Below are 25,088 nucleotides of genomic sequence, written 5' to 3' on the forward strand. Positions count from 1 at the left end.
ATGAACAAACTAAAAGCAGCAAATTTATACAGAAGTGAGCTAATTCCTGTGAGTGGAAAACTCGTGGAGCGTTATAACGCATGTTTAGATACCTTAGGCTTTAAGAAAACTAAACTAAAAACGTTTTCTATTGATGGTATTGGTTGGAGTCCTGAGGTTGCAGAAGAAAAGAAAAACATCAACTATCTAAATCATGGTGATGCTAATCCGCATGGCATAATCATATCACCACTTCAAAAAGGAAAACCTGTTTATATTCCATACCATACTTTTGATAGAGAAATGATGAAGTATGTGTTCAAAACCTATGAAACTAAGATAAATGATATCACTAGAGATAGCGCTATATGTTTAGATTTCGATCAAGATATAGACATGTTTTATGCACCTTTAGATTTGCTTAAATATGATGCTATTTCTATTAATTTCAGATTAATTAATGACTTAGAAAAAAAGCAGCAACAACAGTTAGAGCTTATAGACACCTTTAGATCTGGTAATAATTTCATCGATGAAACTATTCATAATCAGTTACTAGATTCTGCTAAAACTTATGGCGATTTAAGACATAGAGATTTAGTATTAAAACCACTTCAATTTAAAACGGATTCTTTTTACACAAGAGCCTTTGGTGGTGTTTATATTCTTAGAGATTTTATTACACCAATTGTTGTCTTTGAAGATGAAGACGCACACAAGGAAGCTATTAAAGACACTATGCACGATGTGCTTATTTACCATATTTCTCAGACTGAGTTAATGACTAAGTTAAAAGATCATTTAATTATAGATGTAGATCTAGAAAAAGTAGTAAAAACTAAGCAATACCAGCGAATTAAAAGTTTTATGTTCTATAACGAGCTCCAAAAGCCAGAGCATCCTATTGCTGCAATACTCTCCGATAAAGTATTGTATAGACGATATATTAATAAAATAGATGTCAATGCTCTTAAACGTGTTAATGGTGTAGAAATTTATTTAGAACGTATGGAGCGTAGTAATGCGTTTAAAGTTGCAGATTTGGTAGACACATCAATGTATCATGCTTTGCATCAACCACACTCATCATTAGAAGCTAAACACCAAGATCTTATTTGGAAACTCTTAGTTAACGTTTCAGCTAAAGACGTTTTGTTTATGTATTGGTACGATAAGCAAGAGTTCTATGAACAATACGAAAATTGGGATGATTCCTTTAGAGACTGGGTTATTGAAACGATAAAGAGTAATATTTAGATTTAGCTTGGGTTAAACAAAATTTCTTAACTTTAAGAAAAAATTGAACTCATGAAAAAATTAATCACCTGTTTTGCACTATGTGCAATCTTATGGACATGTTCAGATTCTAACCAATCTGAAGAACTAATTAATGAAGGCGAATCCTTAACAAGTCGTCTTTTTGCTCCAAATGGAGTAGACCCTATTCCAAATGCCAGAGTTGCCTTATCAAAAGGTAATGTCATGGTATCTGAGACCTTAACAGAAATAGATGGTACATTTACAATTACCGGAATTACTGAAGGAGAACATACCATCACTATTGAAAAAGGATTATTTTCTACACAAAGAACCTTTGATGGTGATGCTATTGAAGAGTTAATCAATTTCATACTAGACAATTTACCTAATATAGGAGTTGTCACAGGTAGTTTTGATAATATAGAATCAGTATTATTTGATATTGGTCTGGTGGATGATGAAACAGGAGAGCCACTTTTTGATATAATAGATGGTTTCTCAACTTTAGATCGATTGGGAGCTAGTCCTCATGGACATAATCATAATGTATCTGTAGAAAATTCTAGAAGAGACGGTATTCTTGAGCCTAATGTAGATTTTAGTTTTGAAGAATTAATGTCTAATCCAGAGTTAATGGCACAATACGATATTCTCTTCTTAAACTGTGGCTTATCTACTAACCATTTAGAGCAAAGTAGTAATTTAACTAATTATGTGGCTAATGGAGGAATCTTATATGCTACTGATTATGCTTATGAGTATTTATTTGATGTTACTAATAACGGTGAAGATTACATAACATTTTTAGAACCTTATAAATCTGGTGTATCTCTTCAAACCGAAGCTACTATTTTAGATAATGTATTAACAGAGTGGTTAGAGGAAAATTATGGTATTTCTATTGATGGTACAGTACTAATTGATGAGTTTTTACCTGCTTGGCAAGTCGTAGATTCAAGTGATGAAAACACAGTACTGCCATGGTTTAATGGTGAAGTAACTTATGGAACAGATGATGGAGATGTAACGGAAAACAAAGACTTAATGTTTACATTTTTGCATGGTGAAGGCGCTGTGTTTTATTCCTCATTTCATACAGAAAATTATGATGAAGGATTTTCTGATGTAGACAGAATTATGGAATACCAAGTATTTAATATTTCAGATTATTAAAAGATAATATTGTAATAAACTTAAAACTCTATTCTTATTAGGATAGAGTTTTTTTATATTTGAAGATAACGTAACAAATACGAGTTTATTTAGACTAACATTATAACAGTAATACTTATATTATGGGCTTAGAAATTATCATTTTTGTTGGAGCAATTTTATTTGGTATTCTTTTATATTGGAGAGAATCCAATGGTAATGGAGTATACCGTTTTTTAAATAAAATTGTAAACTCAAAAGAGTTACAGATGAAACCAGGTGATAAAACTGGGTTTATTTATCAGCAAAAACTCTTACTCAGAATCGTTTACATCACAGCTTTTTTTATCATATTGGCTGTAGTAGTTCAATTTTTCACACCTTTTAAAATATTTGGCAGCTATAATGGTACATCTGCTTTTGCCTCTATGATTGTCGGAACACTTATTGGTAGTTATATAGCTTCTTTTGTGATAAAATCTGGTGAAGTTATTGAAGATAAAACAGGAGATTTAGGAGGCATCGTGAAGGATGTTGTTGAAAAAGGAAAAGAAATTGTTGAAGATGTCAAGGAAAAAGCTAGTGATTTGGTAGACGATGTTAAAGGAGAATCTGAAACTATAGAAGATGAAGTAGTTGAAGATAAACCAGAAGCAAAAGAAGACGATGGAAAAACCGCTAGAGAGCGATTAAAAGATAAAGGTCTCCTGTAAATTATAGCTCCATTAATAATAATAAAATATTAAAATGATAAAATCATATTGGCAAAAAGGTCGAAAACAAAAAGTAATAACAATACTATTAGTCATTGTACTAATAGCCTTGTTATTTTTTCTTAGAGACGATTATCAACCTGCATTATTATTCATCAGGAAATTTATTTTCCCCATTCTTTTAAGTGTTATCGTATTAATCTTTGGATTAAAGCGTTTTAGGAATTCAGCATCTTCAGGTAAACGATTAGGTATTTTGGCACTTTTAGTGTTGTTTTTTGGAATATTATATATCGTTGGCTGGCATTTTAAAATGTATGACTATATGAGAACATACAATGTCTTTAAAGATCTTAATAAGGTAGAAATTAGCGAGTTACCACTAACACAAAACGAACGTATTCAACCATTAAAAAACATACACTCTATGGCCAACGAAAGTGTTGGCGAAACTAAAGACGTATCTATACCTCACCTCGTTAGAGTAGATGATGAGAATAAATGGACTATGGCAATACAGCCTTCAGAAAATTACGTTTGGCAACGTATTAGTGATAATACAGAAGAAGTGTTTTCAGTATCAAGCACCTCACCATTTCCAAGGTTTTCTAATGAAAATAGAATACCTGTAACATTTTCTATAGGAGAGTCGTTAAAGTTTAGTAGAAATACCTACAATGCTGTTGTACAGCGATTTAATCCTTGGATGTTGATTAATTATGAACCAGGCGATGTATTCTATTTAAAAAATGATACTGGTCAATGGGTACAGGTAGTAAGTTTAACGCGTTATAAAGGGTTCTTTTTTCCGTATCCAACTTTTGGTGGTGTTATGATCATTGAAAATGGAGAACACGATGTTAAAGACTATTTTGAGCGTATTGCCATTGGTAAAGGTACTTATGTGAGTCCTGAAGAAATGAAAAATTACCCATTTCTTCAACGACAGAATACTTTGAGTGAAAAAGTATCACGTTTACAAGCAGAATCTTTAAAGTTTCTAGGTGGATTTAGTGATCCTTTACCTTGGAATATGGAAACTGCTGTAAAAATACCAGATATGCCAAACGATGGTAATCAACAACCTTTTGTTACAGACTTTGATTTTGAAGGTACAACTATAGATACGTTTAGTGGACTTTATCATTGGTTTGGTTTAGAACCAGTAGGTGAGGAGCGCACAAGTTTAACCTTCAGTGTTTTTATACCTGCGGACGGAACAGATAAAGTGTATTATTACGATCATGCATCTAGAAAGCAAGGTTATGCTGGTGTCACTGCAATGCCATTAAAGATGATAGAATCTCGAAAAGAGTTTGATTGGGATGCCAATAAACCAGTAGAGTTTAGACCTTATATAAAAGATATAGCAGGTAGAAAACGATTGTTCTTTTTAGGGACTGTTTCTGCTAAAAATAAACAAGGTCAGTTTGATGGTTCTGCCACACCAGACTTAGCACTTATTGATAGCGAATACAGAGATGTGGTTTGGATAGATGTAAAACACCCAAGTCAATGGGATAAGACTATTTATAATCAATTAAACGAAGCTTGGCGTGCTAGTGAAGGTATAGGTGAGTACTATATAAATGAGATTAAACCTGTAAACGATTTACCAAAATCTGGAGTGAGCGAGGCTTATAGAGTTATGGATTCTTTAAAAGCTATTATAGATAAAGATAATAAACAGAAGGTAATTTATCGACTACAACGACAGATAGATTCACTCAAAGCGCTTGAAAACTAATTTTTTACTCTTTAAAATATGAAGTTACTGCAATATTTTATGATGACAGCCTTTCTGTTGTCAACGTATACTATTTTAGCTCAGAACAATAGATCTATTAAAGATGAAATTAAATCGGTTGAGAATAACCTTGAAAGAACTTTACAAATAGTTGGGCAACCAAAACAAACTTTTAGCATAGAAGAACGTATGAAGCTCTATAATGTTCCAGGAATGAGTATTGCTGTTGTTGAAGATGGTGAGTTACGTTGGGCAAAAGGTTATGGCATTGCAAACAGCAAAACAGGAGATAAGGTAGATGAGAATACATTATTTCAGGCAGGATCTATCAGTAAACCTGTTGCTGCACTTGCGGTTATGAAACTCTATGAAGAGGGTAAAATAGACTTAGATGAAGACGTTAATACCTATTTAAAAGATTGGTCAATTCCTAAAAATAAATGGGATGTTGATCAAAAAGTTACTTTAAGACTATTGCTTACACATTCTGCAGGAACAACAGTTCATGGGTTTCCTGGATATAAGCAAGAAGATAGGTTCCCTTCAATAATTAAGGTTCTTCAGGGTAAAGGAAATACAGACAAAGTTGTTTTAGATACTATTCCTGGAACAAAATGGCGTTATTCTGGTGGTGGTTATACTATAATGGAAAAAGTTGTTGAGGATGTCTCTAATATGTATCTTGAAGATTATATGATGGATAATTTATTTAAACCTCTGAGCATGACCAGAAGTACTTATGATCAACCTATAGATACTAATGAGTATCATAATATAAGTGCAGCCTATGATGGTAATGGCGAAATAGTAGAAGGGTTGTGGAATAATTATCCAGAGCAAGCAGCAGCCGGTCTATGGACAACACCAACTGATCTTGCTAAGTACTGTATCGAAGTTCAAAAAGGTTATAATCAAAACGTTGATGGAGTATTAAAATCATCTACTATAAAAACCATGTTAACCAAGCATTTAAATGAATGGGGTTTAGGACCTTCTCTGGAAAAAGAGGGCGATTCATTAATATTTCAACATGGAGGGAAGAATAATGGTTTTACAAATAATTTAAGAGCTTATGCCAATTTAGGAAGAGCTGTAATTGTAATGACAAGTGCAGATAGAGGTAATGAATTAATTAATGAAGTCATGCTCAGTATTTCTGAGTATTATAACTGGAATTTAATGAAACCAAGATTAATTAAAACAATTGATGTTTCATTAGAAGATTTAAAGAAACTAGTTGGTGATTATAGATTAGATTATAAAATTCCTGGTATTGGAAATTATGACATAAGTTTTACCATAAAGGATGGGATGATAATTGTAGAGGATCCTAACGAAAACTCTAAATCTAAGCTCTATCCAATAGAACCAAACATTTTTATCGATTTAGAAAGTGGTAATCGTTTCGTATTTAATCCAGAAGAAAATAAAGTTGTTATTAATAATAGATTTATTTTTTTACTAAAAAACTAATTCCATCTTAATATCGCTGCGTTTATATTTACAATTAGTTTCTAGTGGTAACTCTACAAAACCGTATTTCCTGTATATATAAATGGCGTTTTTTAATTTAGTGCTAGAGTAGAGTAAAAGTTTTGGTAAGCCTTTATTTTTAGCAAATTCTATACAATGCTCAAGTAATTGTTGTCCAATATGTCTCCCTCTATATTCAGTATGTACTGCCATTTTTGTAAGTTCAAATTCATTAGGTTTTTCTAGAGGCATTAAAGCCACTGTACCAACGATTTGATCATTTAACTTAGCAAAGAAAATATAACCACCTTTATTAATGATATAGGTCTCTGGCTTACTTAAAACCTCTTCGTCAAATGGTTCTACATAGAAATAAGTTTGCAACCATTCTTTGTTAAAATCGTAGAAATATTGCTTATAATCTTTGTGATAGTTTATAATATTAACGATCATGAGCTCTAATAAAATCAGTGATAAGATAAGTTATGAGTTTACCAATCTTAACTTCTTGTTTCTTTTTTGGTGCTGCCTCGCAAATATGTAAATAGCTAGCATTTGGTTGCATACCAAAATAATGAACAAATTGCCTAGCTTTTTCAGCAGAGAAACCACTAGGTGTTAGTGCACTGCTTTGAATATTTTCTATAGCATCACAATCTATTTCAATACCAAAAGGATCACTATCTACATGATTGAGTGCATGTTTTAAAGCAGATTTATATTTCTGATCTTTTCTAACGTCTAGAGATTCATAAGTACAATAATCTATAGTTTTTAACTTATTCATTCTATCAAAAATAAATTGAGAGGTATAATTCTCATGCAGTCCAAACACATAATACTTTTTTAAAAACCCTTCTGCATAAGCATAACTAAAGCCATTTCCACTATGTCTACCTTCTTCCTTTCTAAAATCGGAATGCGCATCAAAATTAATACAGTTTATAGGTTTACTTAATCCTAATGAAGTTCCTTTAATATTGCCATAAGCGTTGTTATGTCCACCTCCAATTATTATTGGTGTTTTTCCAGATTTAATAATTAAGCTAACCAAGTAACTAACATCTTTATCAATATCTTGCACTAATTGTCTAGATAATGCAATATCTTTTTTTCTGCTTAGATTAAGTAAGTTTACTTTCTCTTGGAACGCTGGATAATGTAGTTGACCAAGTATTGCAACACGCTCTGCCTTGGTAAATGCATTAGCTTGAATATTTAATAAAATTTTTATTACTGCGTTCCAAGCTTTTGAAGTACCTGGTTTTCCGTGGTTTGCAAGCACTCCAACATCTTCAGAAATACCAAAAATAACATAGTCAACATCTAAATTTAATAATTCATCGTATATAGAATTGAGATTAGAGCAAAGTTTAATATGTTCACCAAATTTGGATTCACCTGCTCGTTTATTAATCGTATTTTTGACGTCAGAATGCGTTAATAATTTTAGGTTGTTCATTTACTGAGAATAATTAAAATTAAAACAAATTAACTCAAACAATAAGAATTAACGGTTCAACTACTTAAAAACAAATTTATGGAAAATTCAAGCAGTAATAACACAGGACTAAAAGTTGGTTTAGGAATTTTACTAGTATTATTTCTAGGTACAGCATTTTACACATCAAAATTATACAAAGAGAAAAAAGAGAACGAAGCCACATTAATTAGTGAGAAGAAAGAAGTGATGACTGATCTCAGTAATATGGCAAAACAATACGATTTAGCCATAGGCGAAAACGAAGTTGCTAATGGTAAATTAGTAGAAGCGAGAGAACGTATACAAGGTTTAATGGATTCTTTAAAAATATCTCAAAACAGTGTTAATAGCCTATGGAGATACAAAAAGAAATTTTTAGCATTACAAGAAGAAATGGATGTGTTGTTAGCAGAAAATGATAGTTTAAAAGTTGAGAATAAATTGCTAGCTACGTCATTGGATAGTACGCAAGTACAATTAGCAGAACGTACTATGTTTACAGATTCTTTATTAGTTCAGAATTCTGAACTAGCCGAAGTCATGGAAAATGCAGCTGTTTTGCAGACTGTAGATTTAAAAGGTTTTGGTGTTATAGAAAGACGTTCAGGTAAACTTATACCTACAGAACGTGCTAGTAGAAGTGATAAAATAAGAGTATGCTTTACTATTGCAAAAAATAGTTTGGTACAATCTGGCGATAAAGAATTATACGTGCAAGTAATAGATCCTAACAATAATGTGTTGGGTGCTAATGAGCAAATACAATTTGAACAAAAAGTATTAAACTACAGCTTAGTGAGTAAGTTTAACTACGAAAACAGAAACTTAAATATCTGCGAGTTTGTATCACCAAATGAAGATGAAAAGTTTGAAAAAGGACGTTATGTGGTTAATGTTTTTAATAAAAACGACTTAATATCTACTTCAGAATTTAGTTTACGATAGAATAGATAAAGATTGATTAATAGAAAAAATCGGAAGTTATATAGGCTTCCGATTTTTTTATGCTGAAAGGTTTGCAATACACTGTTCGCGTAAGTTCCAGATAACGTCAAAAGTATAAGGAATAGCGTTAGAATGAATCCACTCTTTTATAAACGTTTTATGCAAATTTACTTTGTAATCACCAACATCCTCAGGACTAATAGACTCTTCGTATAATAAAGATTTAGAAAATCTTTGATTAGATTCTCCTAATCCTGTTATATCTAGTATAGAATCACCATCTTTTAAATAGGTGTGTGCTTCTGGTATATATTGCAAATTATAGTCGTTTAAAACAGTGCCAATACCTTTAGTATTTAAGCTATTCATTTTATAGATGCCAATGCATAAATTAAAAGAACTGAATTTATTTTCAATGGCTAAAGCTTTTAATAAAGCATGTTTACTAGAACATGTTCCGCAGTGTTCACTTAATACAAGATTGTAATTATTTCTATCAGAAATTCTTTGATAGTATAAGTGTTGTAAATAGTTACAAGCATCAGTAAACGTATATTTACCTAATGCTCTAAAAGCAGTGCTTATAGGTTTTGAAGAGTGAAGTTTTAAGTTAGTATACTTGTCCATTAATAATCACAGTTTCTATTAAGTGATCACCAAATGCGTATGGTAAATATTGATAACTAGGTATAGCTTTAGTAATCATAACATTTGCTTTTTTACCTCTACAAATACTTCCGTACATAGTACTAATTTCCATAGCATATGCACCATTAATAGTCGCTGCATTAATAGCTTCTTCAGGAGTTAGCTTTAGTTTTATACAGGCAGCACTCACAACTTGGTTCATATTACCACTTGGTGTGGAACCAGGATTATAATCTGATGCAATAGCTAGAGGTAATTCTGCATTAATTAAATCTCTAGCAGGTGTGTAAGGAATACTTAAAAAGTAAGAGCATAGTGGTAAAGCAACAGGTATTGTATTAGAACCTTTAAGAGCTTCTATATCTTCAGTATTAAGCTCTTCTAAATGATCTACAGATAAAGCATTATGTTTAACACCAAGCGCTATACCACCAAAAGCATTAAATTGGTTAACATGTATTTTTGGAGTAAAGCCATATTTTTTGCCAGCCTCAAGAATTCTGTCAGTATCCTTTAGATCAAAATACCCTTTTTCACAAAAAACATCAATATATTGGGCTAATTTTTCCTTGGCTACTTTTGGGATTAACTCATTAATAACCAAATCAATAAACGCTGTTTTATTATTCTTATAACCTTCTGGAATAGCATGTGCTGCTAAAAGCGTAGGTTTTACTTTAACAGGAAATTCTTTTTTAAGGCGTTTAATAACACGAAGCATTTTTAATTCTGCTTCAACGGTTAATCCATATCCAGATTTTATCTCTATTGCTCCTGTACCGAGTTTTATGAGATTTTTTAAGCGTTCAGAGGCTTGCTCATAAAGCTCATCTTCTGTGCTGCTTTGTAATTTTTTAGCTGAATTTAATATTCCACCACCACGATTAGCTATTTCTGCATAACTTAATCCATTGATTCTATCTACAAATTCAGACACTCTGTTTCCTGCATAGACAATATGCGTATGAGAGTCACACCAAGTTGGAAGAACTACTTTTCCTGTGGCATCAATTGTAGTTTCTGCCTCAATATTTTCGCAATCCTTCATATCACCAAATTCTACTATAGTATCATCAACTATATATAAGTAGGCATTGGTAAGTATAGGCAAGTGCTTCATATTACTACCAGACACTAACGTAACATTGCTATCTCTAACTTGAACGAGCTCTTTTATATTGGTAATAAGTATAGACATGAAGTGTATTATTATGGATTAAAATTAAGCCAAAAAAAAACGCTAGCAAATTGCCAGCGTCTTTTTTATATCTGTAATTTCAATTATTGCTTTATTAAGCGTTGAGTAACCGAATTCCCTTCAAATTTAACAACATAAACACCACTAGCCAAGTTTGAAATATTTAGAGGTGAATTGTCATTGACAGAAGCTTGTAAAACTTGCTCTCCTAAAACACTGTAAATAGTAAGATTAGCAGAATCTTGTATTCCATTAAAGCTTACATAATCCTTTGAAGGATTTGGATACATGTTAATGGCGTTAGTTTCAAAAGCATTAACACTAAGTGTAATCAATTCATTCTCTAGCCAAAATACGGTTTCACTAGCATTACCAATACTTGCAATATCTAAATCTGAATCACCATCAAAATCTGCTAGAGCTAAGGCTTGCATTTGAAAATTATTATCCGTTATAGTAGTTGGTGTACTACTAGGATTTGCATTATTAGCACCTTTAAACCATATAATGGCATCATCAGAAGTCCCAAAATCGGTAAGAATAACATCATTAAAAGTATCACCATCAATATCCTCAACAATAACTTCTCCAGGTCTATCAATAATAGAGGCATTAGAAACGTTATTTATAGTTGCTGGCATATCTTTCTCCTTATCATACCAATCAACATCTCCACCAGCTCCACCATTATCAACTTTAATGATATCCATATCACCATCGTTATTAACATCTGCAAATTGCACATGTAATAAAAATGCATCACCACTATCTACGGTTTCAGTATCCTTAATCCAAGATACAGAACCTAGTTCTATGAGTTGGTTGTAATACACTTCGATACTTTGACCAGTAAAAAACCCAACAACAACATCTAAATCGCCATCACCATCATAATCTGCCATATCCATGTAAAACGGATTGTTTGTACCACTTTCAATATCTGTTTCAGCAGTAAAATTACCTGTTCCATCACCTGAATACCAAGCGGTTTTATTTCCAAATACTGCAACTGCAATATCAGTGTTTCCATCGCCATTAATATCACCAGCTACAACTTCTCCAGGACCACCTGTTAAGGTTGCATCTATAGAAACTTCAAGTCCAAAACCACCTACACCATCACTTAAAAAGTAAACCAATTTACCTTGGTTAGCAGACGATGCAATAATGTCTAAGCCAAATTGACCATCGATATCAGCAACCTCTAATCCATCAACCCATCGTATTGATGTAGATACGTCAGTTTCAATAGAAAAGTTACCAGAGCCATCATTACTATACCAGCGTATAGTATTATCTACGTTTGTAGGGTTAGTATTTGTTGCCATGACTAAGTCTATGTCACCATCACCATCTAAGTCTCCAGCTTCAATCTCGTAAGGTTCTGCACCTGTGCTTGGATCTATGTTTTGAAGTGGTAAAAACGTTGTTTGAGCTGTAAGAGTAAACCCTAATAAAATTGCACAAATTGTGAGTAATTGTTGTTTCATATAAGTTAAGTTTAAAATTTGATTATCATAAAGTTACGATTTTATTTTAGGCTACCAACCATATCCTCTGGTTTTACCCATTCATCATATTCATCAGAAGTAACGTAACCAAGATTTATAGCTTCTTCTTTTAAGGTGGTTCCGTTTTTATGAGCTGTATTTGCAATCTCAGCAGCTTTGTAGTAACCAATCTTAGTATTTAAAGCCGTTACAAGCATTAAGGAATTGTTTAATAACTCTTTAATTACATCACGATTTGGCTCAATTCCAGAGGCGCAATTCTCATCAAAACTCAAACATGCATCACCTAGTAATTGTGCCGATTGTAATATGTTAGCTGCCATCATAGGTTTAAACACATTAAGTTCATAGTGACCTTGCGTTCCACCAACAGTAACAGAAACATCATTACCCATAACTTGTGCACAAACCATAGTTAAGGCTTCACATTGCGTCGGATTTACTTTCCCAGGCATTATAGAACTTCCTGGCTCGTTAGCAGGAATACTAATTTCACCAATCCCAGAACGTGGTCCAGAAGCCATCATACGTATATCGTTTGCAATTTTATTAAGTGAGACAGCTAATTGTTTTAAGGCACCATGACTCTCTACAATGGCATCATGTGCAGCCAAAGCTTCAAACTTATTAGCAGCAGTAACAAAAGGTAAACCTGTAAATTCTGCAATAAATTCAGACACACGCTTGGCATAACCTTTAGGTGTATTTAACCCTGTACCAACAGCTGTGCCACCAAGTGCCAACTCAGCTAGGTGAGGCAACGTGTTTTCTAAAGCTTTAAGACCATGGTCTAATTGCGAAACATAACCAGAGAACTCTTGACCAAGTGTTAAAGGAGTTGCATCCATGAGGTGTGTACGACCAATTTTTACAACAGCTTTAAAATCTTCAGATTTTTGCTTTAAGGTATTTCTAAGTTGTTGTATACCAGGAATGGTTACTTCTACAATTTTCTTGTATGCAGCAATATGCATACCAGTAGGGAAGGTGTCATTAGAAGATTGCGATTTGTTGACGTCATCATTGGGTGTTATGGTTTTGTCACCTTCACCAATAACTTTTCCAGCCAATTGGTGTGCTCTATTAGCAATAACCTCATTAACATTCATATTACTTTGTGTACCAGAACCAGTTTGCCAAATCACTAGTGGAAATTGATCATCATGTTTGCCCTCTAAAATCTCATCGCACACTGCTGCAATAGCATCTCGTTTTTCAATAGGTAAAACACCTAATTCACAGTTGGTATAGGCTGCTGCTTTTTTAAGGTAAGCAAAACCATATATTACTTCTAATGGCATAGACCCTGAAGCTCCTATTTTAAAGTTATTACGTGAGCGCTCAGTTTGCGCTCCCCAAAGTTTATCTGATGGGACCTTAACGTCTCCCATGGTGTCTTTTTCTATTCTGTAGTCCATTACTTGACTCTATTTTGTAGTTTAATTTGAGTATTGCAAAATTACAACTTATATGATGTATTGTTGCTTACAGTTTTATATTTTATATACAGTAACTGTTAATAAATACAGTCCTCATTTAGAATGGGTTGTCTTGATTTTAAAATTAAAAAAATCTAACTTCGCTTTTAACAATGAGCATCCCGAAGTGAACATCCGATAAATACAATTAAAAAAGTCCTTATCTAAGTTTTGTGCTTCATTATAAACAACCGCTAACCAATGATAAAATTCTTTAGATTATCGAAACTTAATTTTGTCTTGCAAAATCAAATGTCCAGTGGACATTTGGGTGAGATAGCCGCTTGCGGAAAAAATAGAATCCTGAAATATGATTAAGTTCTTTAGACGAATTAGATACAACCTTATGAGTGAAAATAAAACTGGAAAATATTTTAAGTATGCTATTGGTGAAATTGTTTTGGTGGTTATAGGAATTCTTATTGCTCTGCAAATTAATACTTGGAATCAGAATAGGCAAAATCGCTCCCAAGAACAGCAAATCTTAGTTCAGTTATTAAATGAATACACAAACAATTTATTTCAACTAAATCAAAAAATCTCAATAAGGAACGCAACGGTATCATCCTCTTTCAAACTGCTAAATTATAAAAATGATGAAAAGCTAAACGTTGTTGCAGATAGCTTTAATTTACATATAGGAAGAATTCTTTTGCGCCCTACATTCGACCCAGAGCTCGGTGTCACAACAGAGCTTACAAGTTCAGGAAAATTATATCTGATAACTAATAATTCATTAAGAAATAACATCACCTCTTTTCCAAGTTTTTTAGGTGAACTTCGTGAGGAAGAAATGGTAATTTATAATCAGGTTGAAGAACAATTAACACCTTTTATAATGGAACATTATCAAATTGGGAGAGTTATTGGAGAAATGTTTAATGACGAGTATATTAAGAAACGAACAACTTTTGTAATAGCTGAAGGTCATAATTCAGTTATAGATTTATTTACTCAAGTTGATTTTAAACCCTTACTGAATCACCCAGATTTTGAAGATTACTTAGCATTAATGATAAGTAATACTATTTATACTAATGAACAATCCGAGGGCGTAAAGAAAAAAATTGAAGATATAATTTCACTAATTAACAAAGAATTAGAAAAATAAGGAAAGTACAACAACGTGAATAGTTCATTGCTCGGAAATTCCTATCGGAATTTTTGTCGCTTCTGAACAATAGGTTCCTGTTTATTTGCTAACTTAGTGGAATCGCAACGAAAACATACACAAAACTCTTGTACTTCATTATAACCAACCATAAGATTCCCGCTTTCTCGGGAAATATAATATGATAAAATTCTTTCGATTATCGAAACTTAATTTTGTCTTGCAAAATCAAATGTCCAGTGGACATTTGGGTGAGATAGCCGCTTGCGGAAAAAACAAAAGTTCTACACATGATTAAATTCTTTAGGCAAATTCGTAAATCTCTTCTTTCAGAAGGAAAAACTGGGAAGTATCTGAAATATGCAATTGGAGAGATTGTTCTTGTCGTCATTGGTATTTTGATTGCTTTACAAATAAATTTAAAAAGTCAAGAAAAAACCAATCGCGAACATGTAGAAAGTATTTTAAAAAGTGTATACTTTAATTTGGAAAGCGATATGGCTAACCCTATTAATAGGTTTATAGGGTTCTGTGAATTTAAAGACTCATTGAATACTATGCTTCTGACCAAAAATTTATCCTATAAAGATTATGAGTTAAGTGGTCAAGGACATTACGGATTAGGACGCCTGTTAACATATGAATTTGAACCCTTCCAGTTTGAAAATCAAGCCTATGAGCGTTTGGTGGCTAATATTGAAATTATACCAGACGAATATATGCCAATAGTTAAAATGCTTCAAGATGTTTATAGCAAAGAGGTGCCTGTTGTAAATGAAGTTGCCATAGAGGTAAAAAACTTTGTGGATGAGATTGAAGATAAGTACCAATCATCTTTTGATTGGTATTCCAATACAGATAGTACGCATTTTCGACAGAAGGTAAACTACATGCTTGATAATCCTAAACATTTAAATGACGTAAGAAGGCATCAATATATAATAGATCATTTACTGGGTCATATGAATACACTAAAGACGAATGTTTCTATTGCTTACAGTAAAATTCATAATGAATTAATGTTCGATGAACCATTTTCAGAAATTGTAGAACGGTTTTATTTTCCAAAAGAAAATGAACTTAAAAAGTATACTGGAATTTATGAATTTGTAGACAATCCTTCTAATACCATGGAATTTGTATCTAAAGACTATTACTTAACTCTAGGTAACGGAAATGGTTTTAAGCTAATTAATATAGCTGATAATAAATTTGCAGCTTCAATTGATACCAAAGGTAGTTATATAGAATTTATAGAAGATGAAAAGGGTGATATTTCAGCACTTACTTTTAACAGAATTAGAGAAAAGGATACGATATCAGCACTTCATAAAAAAATAAAATAACAAAAGCACAACAACATTTATAATTAATTCCAAAGAAATAATTAACTTGTGTCTTCATCTGAAAATCATAACTGATTTTCCAGCAACCAACCATACACAATCACGTTAAGCGTTATAAAAACTGCATATGTTCATTTACTGTTAACAAATCTTTATTTTGCTATTGTAAATACAAATCAAAGGTTTTATCTTTGTACCAATATTTAATTAAATAGCGCACAATGTTTGAATTTGATCAGTATTTAGGGTTTTTAGCATTCTTAACCATTTTAACCATAGGATTTTGGTTAATGATCTTTTTATTAACCTTTGTTATTCCTTACTGGATTGGTGGATCTCTTATTGAGCGTTTAAAAGAAATTAGAGAAGAAAAGAAAGCAAAAAAAGCTAACGTTTAAGATCTTATAAATAAATATAAAAAAAGGAAACTCATTGAGTTTCCTTTTTTGTTTTGATATCATTAATGCTTTTTTAATATGAGATGTTGTGCTTAGCCTTCAAAATCGTCACCATCACCAGAGTCGTTTCCTCGACCGCGTTCGCGTTGTTTTTTCTGATTAAAGCGATACGTAAAACTTAAATTAAATGAGCGTACTCTTCGTTGAAACTCACTTGTAGACTCAAAGCTATCCGTAAAATTATCACTCCTACGTTTTCTAGAATTAAAAACATCTCTAACATTTAATGCAATAGATGCTTTGTCTTTAAATAAGTCTTTACTAAACGCTAAATCTGTTGAAAAAATACCTTTATTAACACTTTGTGCTGTTTCGCTTGGACCTCTATAAAAGAGTCGTGTTTGCCAATCTATATTTCCTGGTAAGGTGTATTTGTTATTAAGTCTAACAAACCAACTTAGGTTATCTGCGTCAAAATTCTGACCTTCAAAATCGCCTCTTGTACTAGAGTTAAACAAGTTGAAGTTTCCGTTTAAATTCCATTTTTTGGTTGGTCTGTAGGTTAGTGTGAATTCAAAACCAAAACGATCGTTTGTTGCTAAGTTAATAGGTGTACGTTTAATAACAGGAATTAAATCGAATTGCTGATTAAGCATATCAAAATTTGGGTCGTTTATATTTATGGTTTGGTTTGTTTCAAAACTATAGAAGTTATCTGTTTCTAAGGCTACAAAATTAAAGGCATCTTGTGCACGTTGAAAATAAATAGAGCCATTTAAAGAAAGTTTACCATAGTCTTTAAAATAGCCTAAATCAACTGCGTTAGATGTACTAGGATCTAAATCTGGATTTCCTTGGAATAGGTTAGTAGCACTACTTCGCGAAGGAAAAGGATTGATAAAACGAGATCGAGGTCTACGTATACGTCTGTTGTAACCAAACGTAATATTTTCATCTTCAGATATCTCAAAGGCTAGATTAAGCGTTGGGAATAATTGATTGTATTCTTTTTTTTCAAATTGATTACTTGTAAACTGATCGATGGTAATTCTGGTACCTTCAAAACGTAATCCCAATAAAAACGATAATTTTTCGCTTAGTTTATTACCATATTGCGTGTAAAAGGCATTTACAAATTGTTTAAAATTTAAAGAGTTACTAAGGTCAATATTCACTTGAAATGATTGACCATTATCAAAGCTAGACTCTACAAGGTAATCCGTTATTAAATCAAAAAATTCACCTCTGTAACCAAATTCAAACTGACCAGTTTCATTAATGGGTTGCACATAGTCTCCTTGTAATAAGATTCGTTCTTGTGCTTCATCTGTAGCAACAGTTTCTACATCAAAACCATTTTGATTAATTAAAGAGGCTTCAGACTCATTACTGTCTTCGAATTGAAAGTCAAAGGTTAAACGATGCTGACTATTGCCTTTAAATTGCTTATCGAAGTTAAGTGCATACTGCACAGTTTTGTCATCTTCAAACTCAGGGTCTTTTCGTATTGTTGTATTGGTTAAGGTGTTATTGCTATCAAACTCTTCGGCAATATTAGTTGTATTACTTTCTGTGTCACTATCTCTATACACTAAAGACGCAGTTAATGAGCTTGTATCATTAATATACCACTCAATACCTGTATTAGTACTAAACCCTTTCCTGGTTCTGTCGAAGTCTCTATTTTCTATTAAGAAAGAACTAGGATCATCTCCATTAAAAAATTCGGTATCACTAAAAGCATTTCCTGGTGATTCTCTGTAATTATAATTAGACGTATTAAAGATATTTACATCACCTGTTCTGTAATTAATATTACCTGAAATACCTGCAGATGTAGGATAACCACCATTTACAGTTATAGCGCCATTTAAACCTTGTAATTTACTTCGTCTTAAAATGATATTTAAAATTCCGGCAGATCCTTCAGCATCGTATCGTGCAGATGGTGATGTTATAACTTCTACACGCTCTATAGATTCTGCTGGTAATTGTCGTAAAGCATCAGTAGAGTTAAGCCCAACTAAACCAGAAGGTTTTCCGTTAATAAGAATACGAACATCGTCATTACCACGTAAGGCAACATTACCTTCGACATCTACAGAAACTGAAGGCACATTATCTAATACATCGCTTACTGTACCACCACGAACCGTTAGATCTTTACCTACATTGTATACTTTTTTATCGAGTTTAATTTCTACAGTTGTGCGTTCTGCAATGATTTCAACTTCTCCAAGAGCCTCAACATCTAGAGCAAGAGATGTGGTACCGAGATTTGTATCTGTATTGAGTAGTTTATTGAGTAAGTTTACTGTTTTATAACCAATATATTCAATAGAAATATCATACAATCCTTTTGGTACATCTATTGTATATTCTCCTTTTTCATTGGTAATACCACCAGTTGTTATGGTATTATCTTTTTTATTTTTAAAAGCAATTGTGGCGTATTCTAGAGGTACTTTGGTATCTTTTTCTAATACTTTTCCTGTTACTTTCACATCAGTTTGACCATGCAATATAACTGAGGTAAAAAGAATAAGTAGTGCAGTAAATTGTCTTAATATCATAACAAGTGGTTAGTAGTTGTGCCTATTTAGATGTGCAAAATTACTGTAACTTGTGCCTAGTTTGGTTAATCTTATGTTAAAGGAAAAGAGTAGCGTTTAAAGAATATCATTAATGTTTTCAGTAGGTCTTCCAATAACAGCTTTATTACCATTAATAATAATTGGTCGTTCTATTAATTTTGGATTCTTTACCATGGCGAAAATAATTTCTGAATCTGAGAGAGTTTTACCTTTAAATTCAGCCTTCCATAACGCTTCATTTTTACGAATTAAATCTATGGGTTTAATATCTAATTTTGCTATTATTTTTTTAAGTTCTGATGCTGAGGGTACATCATCTAAATACTTAATTATATCAAATAATTGACCTGAATTTTCCAAGAACTGTAAACCTTCTCTAGACTTTCTGCATCTTGGATTGTGATATATTGTAACAGTAGAAGTACTCATATAAGCTATTGTTTGTCTTTCTTTTTACGTTTCTTTTTTTCTTTTTTCTTATCTAATTTTCCTTTGATAGCTTTTTTTATATCTTCTATTACGTCTTTAGATACTAAATCTTCTAAATCCTTAAAATGGCTTTCGTCCAAATCCTTTAACTCCTGTTCACGCTGAAAGTATGGTTTCTCTACGTTGTAGATTTTTAGCTTCTCATCAAAGTATGAATTGAGTTTTTGTTTAATAATCTCTTTTTGAAAGTCGTCAGCATTTAATTGATCTAATATACCTTGAATATATTTTGCTTTATTCTCTTCGAGTTTACGTTTCTGTCTTACTTGTTGTTCTTTATTTAATGCTCTAGGAGGTAAGCGTTGTTGGGCGTATATTGCTGTGCAAATTCCAAATAAAAATATAGCAGATAGTATAATTTTTTTCATAAGATTATAAATTAGATTTTTCTTTTTGTCCCATCATCATAAGGTAGGATTTTAAAAATGGTGTTATATCGCCATCCATTACAGCATCAACGTTTCCAGTTTCATGGCTGGTTCTAACATCTTTTACTAATTTGTAAGGATGCATGACGTAATTTCTAATTTGGCTTCCCCATTCAATTTTCATTTTCCCAGCTTCAATATCATCGCGTTGTGCCATTTGTTTTTGTAATTCAATCTCATAGAGTTGAGACTTCAGCATCTGAAGTGCTCTAGCACGATTATCGTGCTGCGATCGTGTTTCTGAACATTGAATTTGTATTCCTGAAGGTTTATGCAATAACTGTACCTTAGTTTCAACTTTGTTTACATTTTGTCCACCAGCTCCACTAGAACGTGCTGTAGTAATTTCAATGTCTGCAGGATTAATATCTATTTCAATGGAATCATCAACTAACGGATATACGTATACTGAAGCAAAACTAGTATGACGTTTTGCATTACTATCAAATGGTGAAATTCTTACTAATCTGTGCACACCATTTTCACCTTTTAGCCAACCAAAAGCAAATTCTCCATTAATCTCTAAGGTTACTGTTTTTATACCAGCAACATCACCTTCTTGGAAATTAAGTTCTTTGACTTTGTAACCACTTTTCTCAGCGAACATTAAATACATGCGCATTAGCATGCTTGTCCAATCACAACTTTCTGTTCCACCAGCTCCAGCTGTTATTTGTAATACAGCACTTAAGTTATCACCTTCTTCTGAGAGCATATTTCTAAACTCTAAATCTTCAATAAATGTTTCAGCTTTTGTAAATTGACATTCTAATTCTTCGCCACTTATTTCTTCTGCTTTATAAAATTCATACAAGACCTCTAAATCTTCAGTAAAAGTTTTAGATTTTTCGTAATCCTCTATCCACTTCTTTTTAGACCGAAGGGATTGCATCACTTGCTCAGCAGCTTTAGAGTCATTCCAGAAATTGGGATCGAAGGTTTGTTCTTCTTCGTTAGAAATTTCAATTGTTTTTTTGTCAATGTCAAAGATATTGCCTCAATGCAGAAACACGCTGCATAAGGTCTTTGATATTATCTGAAGTAATCATTGCTTTAAATTTTAAACAAAAATAGAATTTATAAAGATAATACGTAATTTTAGATTTTAATTTTTTTACTATGCGATTTAAACTTATTGTTATTCTGGTTTTGTCTTTGTCTTTTTCTTCTTTCGGTCAGATGCTAAAGGATAAAAAACTTCAAGATTTTAAAGGGTTTTTCGACTTTCATTACGAAGAATCTACAGATAAAATTTATTTAAAGGTAAAAGCATTAGATGAAGAGTTTCTTTACGTTAGCTCTCTCTCTAGCGGAATTGGAAGTAATGATATTGGATTAGATCGTGGTCAATTAGGCAATGAACGTTTAGTTAAGTTTCAAAAAGCTGGGAATAAGTTGATGTTAATTCAGCCAAATTTGCAATACAGAGCAAATACTGATAATGCCTTAGAACGCGAAAGTATTGAACAAGCTTTCGCAAAGTCTGTGTTATTTGGCTTTCCTATACTTGAAAGCGATAATGGTGAGTTTATTATAGATTTCACTCCATTTTTAATGCAAGATACACATGGTGTAGTACAAACACTAAAACGCTCTAAGGAAGGTAATTATAAGTTAGATAAATCTAAAAGCGCACTTAATTTAAAGCGTACTAAGGCGTTCCCTAAAAATGTAGAGTTTAATGCGTTATTAACGTTTGCAGGACAGCCTACAGGACGAAACATTAGAAGTGTAACACCAACAGCCTCATTAGTTTCTGTTACACAACATCATAGTTTTATTAAGTTGCCTGATCGTAATTATAAACCAAGAGTTTTTGATGTTAGGAGTGGAGCCATTTCAACAACATACATGGATTATGCAACACCTGTTCAGGAACCAATATTAAAACGCTTTATTATTAGACATCGTCTTGAAAAAATAAACCCTAATGCTTCTATCAGTGAAGCAAAAGAACCCATTGTGTATTATTTAGATTCTGGTACTCCAGAACCAATACGTTCAGCTTTATTAGATGGAGCTCGCTGGTGGAATCAGGCATATGAAGCTATTGGGTTTAAAGATGCCTTTCAAGTCAAGATATTACCAGCAGATGCAGATCCTATGGATTGTAGATATAATGTGATTCAATGGGTTCATCGTTCAACACGTGGTTGGAGTTATGGTGCAAGTGTGGTTGATCCTAGAACTGGAGAAATCATTAAAGGTCATGTAAGTTTGGGAAGCTTGAGAATACGACAAGATTTTATGATTGCCCAAGCTTTGCTCAATAAACCTTTTGCAGAACGCGATGATAATTATCAGCCAATGTTAGAGATGGCTTTGGCCAGAATACGACAATTAAGTGCACATGAAGTTGGACATACACTTGGATTTGCACATAATTTTGCAGCAAGTACAAATGGTAGAGCTTCAGTGATGGATTATCCTCATCCTTTAATAAAACTAACTAATGGTGAGATAGATTTAAGTGATGCTTACGATACAAAAATTGGAGATTGGGATAAGATTACAGTGGCTTATAGTTATTCAGATTTCCCAACTAATACTGATGAAAAACTAGCATTAAACTCTATTCTACAGAATGCTTATTCTGATGGTTTAAGATTTATTACAGATAGTGATGCAAGAGCAAAAGGAGGAGCTCATGCTTTAGCTCATCTATGGGATAATGGGCAAAGTGCATCTGAAGAATTAAACCGATATTTAGAGGTACGACAACAAGCCATTACCAATTTTTCTAAAGACAATATAAGATCTGGTGAGCCATATTCTGTATTAGAAGATGTGTTTGTGCCATTATATTTTTCGCATCGTTATCAAACCGAAGCTGCTGTAAAATTAGTAGGAGGCTTAGATTATAACTACGCGGTTAAAAATGATAATCAATTTACAGTTAAGTCTATTTCTAAAGAAGAGCAACGTATAGCCTTAGAGAGTGTGCTCAGTACTGTTAGTGCTAAAACATTATCAATTCCAAAAGACAAACTTAGTTTATTTCCGCCTAGAGCTTATGGTTATTGGAGAGGACGAGAATCGTTTAGCAGTAAATCTGGAGTGTCATTTGATGCTTTGAGTGCTGCTTCTACTGCAAGTGATATGACTTTAGGACTACTACTGCATCCTGAACGTATGAATAGATTGATTCAGCAAAAAGGCTTAGATAATTTACAATTAGGTGTTGATGATGTTTTTAATGCGTTAATAAATACAACCTTTAAGCAAATAGAATACGATACTTATGAGTCTGAAGTGCACCAATTAATTTCTTTTAATGCACTAAAGCATTTGATGAATTTAGCAATTTCTGATCGTGTACATTTCCAAGTCAATGCTTATGCTCAAAAGGCAATTGAAGATATTCTCAGGGTACTAGATAATACAGTTTATGGTAAACAATTTAAACGAATTATCGCAGATTTTTATGAGAATCCTGATGATTTTAAACTTATTAATTCGCCAAAAATACCAGATGGTTCACCTATAGGAAGTGATTTATGTTCCTTTACAACTAATTAATATGATAATAGATTTAAGAAGCGATACAGTTACCAAACCAACTAAAGGTATGTTAGATGCCATGATGAGTGCTAAAGTTGGAGACGACGTATTTGATGAAGATCCTACAGTAAAAATTTTAGAAGACCGTTTAGCAAATCTCTTTGGTAAACCTAGAGCTTTATTTTTTCCTTCAGGTAGTATGGCAAATCAAACAGCTATTAAATTACACACCAATCCAGGTGAACAAGTGATTTGCGATAAATATGCTCATATTTATAATTATGAAGCTGGAGGAGTTAGTTTTAACAGTGGTGTATCCTGTAATTTAGTTGATGGTCATAGAGGTATGTTTACTGCAAAACAAGCTAAAGACGCTATTAATCCAGATGCTTTTTATTACAGTCAAACTAGTTTAATAGCTATCGAAAACACAACCAATAAAGGAGGAGGAGCGTGTTGGGATTTTAATGAATTAATAAATATTAAATCGCTTTGTAATAATCATAAATTAGGGTATCATCTAGATGGTGCTCGACTTTGGAATGCCCTAGAAGAAAAGAGGGAAACAGAGTTGGACTATGGTAAATTATTTAATACTATTTCTGTTTGTTTAAGTAAGGGTTTGGGTTGTCCTATAGGTTCGGTTTTAATAGGTGACGACGATATTATGCAACAATCTGTAAGACTCAGAAAAGTATTTGGCGGAAATATGAGACAGGTTGGTTATTTGGCTGCTGCTGGTTTGTATGCCTTAGATCATCACAGAGTGCGATTAAAAGACGATCACAGTAAAGCTAAAGACATAGGTGAAGTACTAGCTCAACATACTGCAATTAAAACAGTAGAACCTATAGAAACCAATATAGTGATTTTTGAACTAGCTGAAGACGTTGACGAACAACAATTCTTTGAAATATTGCATAATAAGGGTATTAAGCTAATAGGAATGGGTGGTGGTAAATTAAGAATAGTCACACATTTAGATTATACCAATCAAATGCATGACTATCTTTTAACTACATTAAAAACGCTTAGTTTATAATTACCATTGGTAACGAATTCCAAGAGCAATATCAAAATCTAAGTCGTCATTAAAATCTCCAAAACCAATTTCTGGTCTAAAATCTAATGATAGCAATAAAGGAATGTCAAAATTATATTCAATTCCTATATCTCCTGCAACAAAGAAAAACGTTTCACTATCATCAATGCCAGCTGGTAAATTATCAAAACTGTAACTTCCTAATCCACCACCAGCTCCAGCATACCAATTAAAGTTTCCATCTAAGTTCCAAACCCATTGGTACAAGCCAGCTAATTTGAAGCCATCAAAGTTGTTACCACTTCGCCAACCTAGGTCTACTTCTAGTCTATTGTTATCTCCTAGAGCACGTTGATACGAAATTTCAGCGCCAAAGCCATCACTATCACCTAATCGTAAACCAATGGCATTGTCGGATATTTCTTGAGAGTTACCTATTGCAAACCCAAATAAACACAGTTTAATTAAACATAATTTCTTCATAAGTTTTTAATTTTTAATTGATGAATTAATACGATTTAAAATTTTATTTTACGTTTCAAAAATAACGCCAAAAACTAATTAATAGTCTTTTTTTATGATTTTTAATTAA

The 25,088-nt window shown here is 32.6% G+C and carries 22 protein-coding genes; 11 read left to right on the forward strand and 11 right to left on the reverse strand.

All coding sequences use genetic code 11. From position 1 onward, the window contains the following. From RM697_RS08995 to RM697_RS09015, 5 genes are all read left to right on the forward strand, one after another. Complete coding sequence (locus tag RM697_RS08995; protein WP_311427548.1) at positions 1–1,236, forward strand: DUF6638 family protein; 1,236 nt, start codon at positions 1–3, stop codon at positions 1,234–1,236. A 51-nt stretch (positions 1,237–1,287) separates the two neighbouring features. Then, positions 1,288–2,412 carry a hypothetical protein gene (locus tag RM697_RS09000; protein WP_311427549.1) on the forward strand — a complete coding sequence of 375 codons (1,125 nt, stop codon included), beginning with the start codon at positions 1,288–1,290 and terminating at the stop codon, positions 2,410–2,412. Between the two features lie 122 nt (positions 2,413–2,534). Next, positions 2,535–3,104: a hypothetical protein gene (locus RM697_RS09005; RefSeq protein WP_311427550.1), complete on the forward strand. Its 570-nt coding sequence runs from the start codon at positions 2,535–2,537 to the stop codon at positions 3,102–3,104. Positions 3,105–3,138: 34 nt separating this feature from the next. Further along, positions 3,139–4,851 carry a hypothetical protein gene (locus RM697_RS09010; protein WP_311427551.1) on the forward strand — a complete coding sequence of 571 codons (1,713 nt, stop codon included), beginning with the start codon at positions 3,139–3,141 and terminating at the stop codon, positions 4,849–4,851. Between the two features lie 18 nt (positions 4,852–4,869). After that, a complete protein-coding gene (locus RM697_RS09015; RefSeq protein ID WP_311427552.1) occupies positions 4,870–6,324 on the forward strand; it encodes a serine hydrolase domain-containing protein in 1,455 nt (484 codons plus the stop codon). On the opposite strand, the gene RM697_RS09020 is transcribed toward RM697_RS09015, so the two are convergent. Next, complete coding sequence (locus RM697_RS09020) at positions 6,313–6,777, reverse strand: GNAT family N-acetyltransferase (RefSeq protein ID WP_311427553.1); 465 nt, start codon at positions 6,775–6,777, stop codon at positions 6,313–6,315. The two genes, RM697_RS09015 and RM697_RS09020, sit on opposite strands and share 12 nt — an antisense overlap. Further along, positions 6,767–7,786, reverse strand: a complete 1,020-nt coding sequence (locus RM697_RS09025) for a formimidoylglutamase (RefSeq protein WP_311427554.1) — start codon at positions 7,784–7,786, stop codon at positions 6,767–6,769. The genes RM697_RS09020 and RM697_RS09025 overlap by 11 nt, the downstream gene beginning before the upstream one ends. Before the next feature lie 78 nt (positions 7,787–7,864). Between RM697_RS09025 and RM697_RS09030 the strand changes: the two genes are divergently transcribed. Further along, positions 7,865–8,752, forward strand: a complete 888-nt coding sequence (locus RM697_RS09030; protein ID WP_311427555.1) for a DUF8428 domain-containing protein — start codon at positions 7,865–7,867, stop codon at positions 8,750–8,752. Positions 8,753–8,809: 57 nt separating this feature from the next. Here the strand turns inward: RM697_RS09030 and RM697_RS09035 are convergent, their stop codons facing one another. From RM697_RS09035 to fumC, 4 genes are all read right to left on the reverse strand, one after another. Next, a complete protein-coding gene (locus RM697_RS09035; RefSeq protein WP_311427556.1) occupies positions 8,810–9,379 on the reverse strand; it encodes a hypothetical protein in 570 nt (189 codons plus the stop codon). Then, entirely contained in the window at positions 9,363–10,598 is a 1,236-nt protein-coding gene (hutI, locus tag RM697_RS09040) for an imidazolonepropionase (protein WP_311427557.1), read from the reverse strand. Before hutI ends, RM697_RS09035 begins: the two co-directional genes overlap by 17 nt. Positions 10,599–10,681: 83 nt before the next feature. Beyond that, positions 10,682–12,088, reverse strand: a complete 1,407-nt coding sequence (locus tag RM697_RS09045; protein ID WP_311427558.1) for a T9SS type A sorting domain-containing protein — start codon at positions 12,086–12,088, stop codon at positions 10,682–10,684. 41 nt (positions 12,089–12,129) lie between these two features. Next, the gene (gene fumC, locus RM697_RS09050) at positions 12,130–13,527 is read right to left on the reverse strand and encodes a class II fumarate hydratase (RefSeq protein ID WP_311427559.1); all 1,398 of its coding nucleotides are present in this window, start codon (positions 13,525–13,527) and stop codon (positions 12,130–12,132) included. A 370-nt stretch (positions 13,528–13,897) separates the two neighbouring features. Between fumC and RM697_RS09055 the strand changes: the two genes are divergently transcribed. The 3 genes from RM697_RS09055 (at position 13,898) to RM697_RS09065 (ending at position 16,442) form a co-directional block, all read left to right on the forward strand. After that, complete coding sequence (locus tag RM697_RS09055; protein ID WP_311427560.1) at positions 13,898–14,698, forward strand: DUF6090 family protein; 801 nt, start codon at positions 13,898–13,900, stop codon at positions 14,696–14,698. Between the two features lie 290 nt (positions 14,699–14,988). After that, positions 14,989–16,044: a hypothetical protein gene (locus tag RM697_RS09060; RefSeq protein WP_311427561.1), complete on the forward strand. Its 1,056-nt coding sequence runs from the start codon at positions 14,989–14,991 to the stop codon at positions 16,042–16,044. A 221-nt stretch (positions 16,045–16,265) separates the two neighbouring features. Then, the gene (locus RM697_RS09065) at positions 16,266–16,442 is read left to right on the forward strand and encodes a hypothetical protein (RefSeq protein ID WP_311427562.1); all 177 of its coding nucleotides are present in this window, start codon (positions 16,266–16,268) and stop codon (positions 16,440–16,442) included. Between the two features lie 92 nt (positions 16,443–16,534). Here the strand turns inward: RM697_RS09065 and RM697_RS09070 are convergent, their stop codons facing one another. The 4 genes from RM697_RS09070 to prfB form a co-directional block, all read right to left on the reverse strand. Beyond that, a complete protein-coding gene (locus RM697_RS09070; protein ID WP_311427563.1) occupies positions 16,535–19,015 on the reverse strand; it encodes a TonB-dependent receptor in 2,481 nt (826 codons plus the stop codon). A gap of 96 nt (positions 19,016–19,111) precedes the next feature. Continuing rightward, the gene (gene arsC / locus RM697_RS09075; RefSeq protein ID WP_311427564.1) at positions 19,112–19,465 is read right to left on the reverse strand and encodes an arsenate reductase (glutaredoxin); all 354 of its coding nucleotides are present in this window, start codon (positions 19,463–19,465) and stop codon (positions 19,112–19,114) included. 5 nt (positions 19,466–19,470) lie between these two features. Next, the gene (locus RM697_RS09080; RefSeq protein WP_311427565.1) at positions 19,471–19,893 is read right to left on the reverse strand and encodes a hypothetical protein; all 423 of its coding nucleotides are present in this window, start codon (positions 19,891–19,893) and stop codon (positions 19,471–19,473) included. Positions 19,894–19,897: 4 nt separating this feature from the next. Next, positions 19,898–21,002 (reverse strand): peptide chain release factor 2 gene (gene prfB, locus RM697_RS09085; RefSeq protein WP_311427566.1). Its coding sequence is split into 2 segments (ribosomal slippage): positions 19,898–20,938 and positions 20,940–21,002, totalling 1,104 coding nucleotides; the frame shifts between segments, so codons are not numbered across the junction. A 70-nt stretch (positions 21,003–21,072) separates the two neighbouring features. Between prfB and RM697_RS09090 the strand changes: the two genes are divergently transcribed. Together RM697_RS09090 and RM697_RS09095 are read left to right on the forward strand one after the other, a co-directional pair. Beyond that, positions 21,073–23,472, forward strand: a complete 2,400-nt coding sequence (locus RM697_RS09090; protein ID WP_311427567.1) for a zinc-dependent metalloprotease — start codon at positions 21,073–21,075, stop codon at positions 23,470–23,472. 1 nt (position 23,473) lies between these two features. Continuing rightward, positions 23,474–24,496, forward strand: a complete 1,023-nt coding sequence (locus RM697_RS09095; RefSeq protein WP_311427568.1) for a threonine aldolase family protein — start codon at positions 23,474–23,476, stop codon at positions 24,494–24,496. Here RM697_RS09095 and RM697_RS09100 read toward each other — a convergent pair whose 3' ends face one another. Then, entirely contained in the window at positions 24,497–24,979 is a 483-nt protein-coding gene (locus RM697_RS09100; protein ID WP_311427569.1) for a hypothetical protein, read from the reverse strand. Positions 24,980–25,088: the final 109 nt, after the last annotated feature.

Source organism: Microcosmobacter mediterraneus, from assembly GCF_031846265.1.
GTDB classification, from domain to species: Bacteria; Bacteroidota; Bacteroidia; order Flavobacteriales; family Flavobacteriaceae; genus Microcosmobacter; species Microcosmobacter mediterraneus.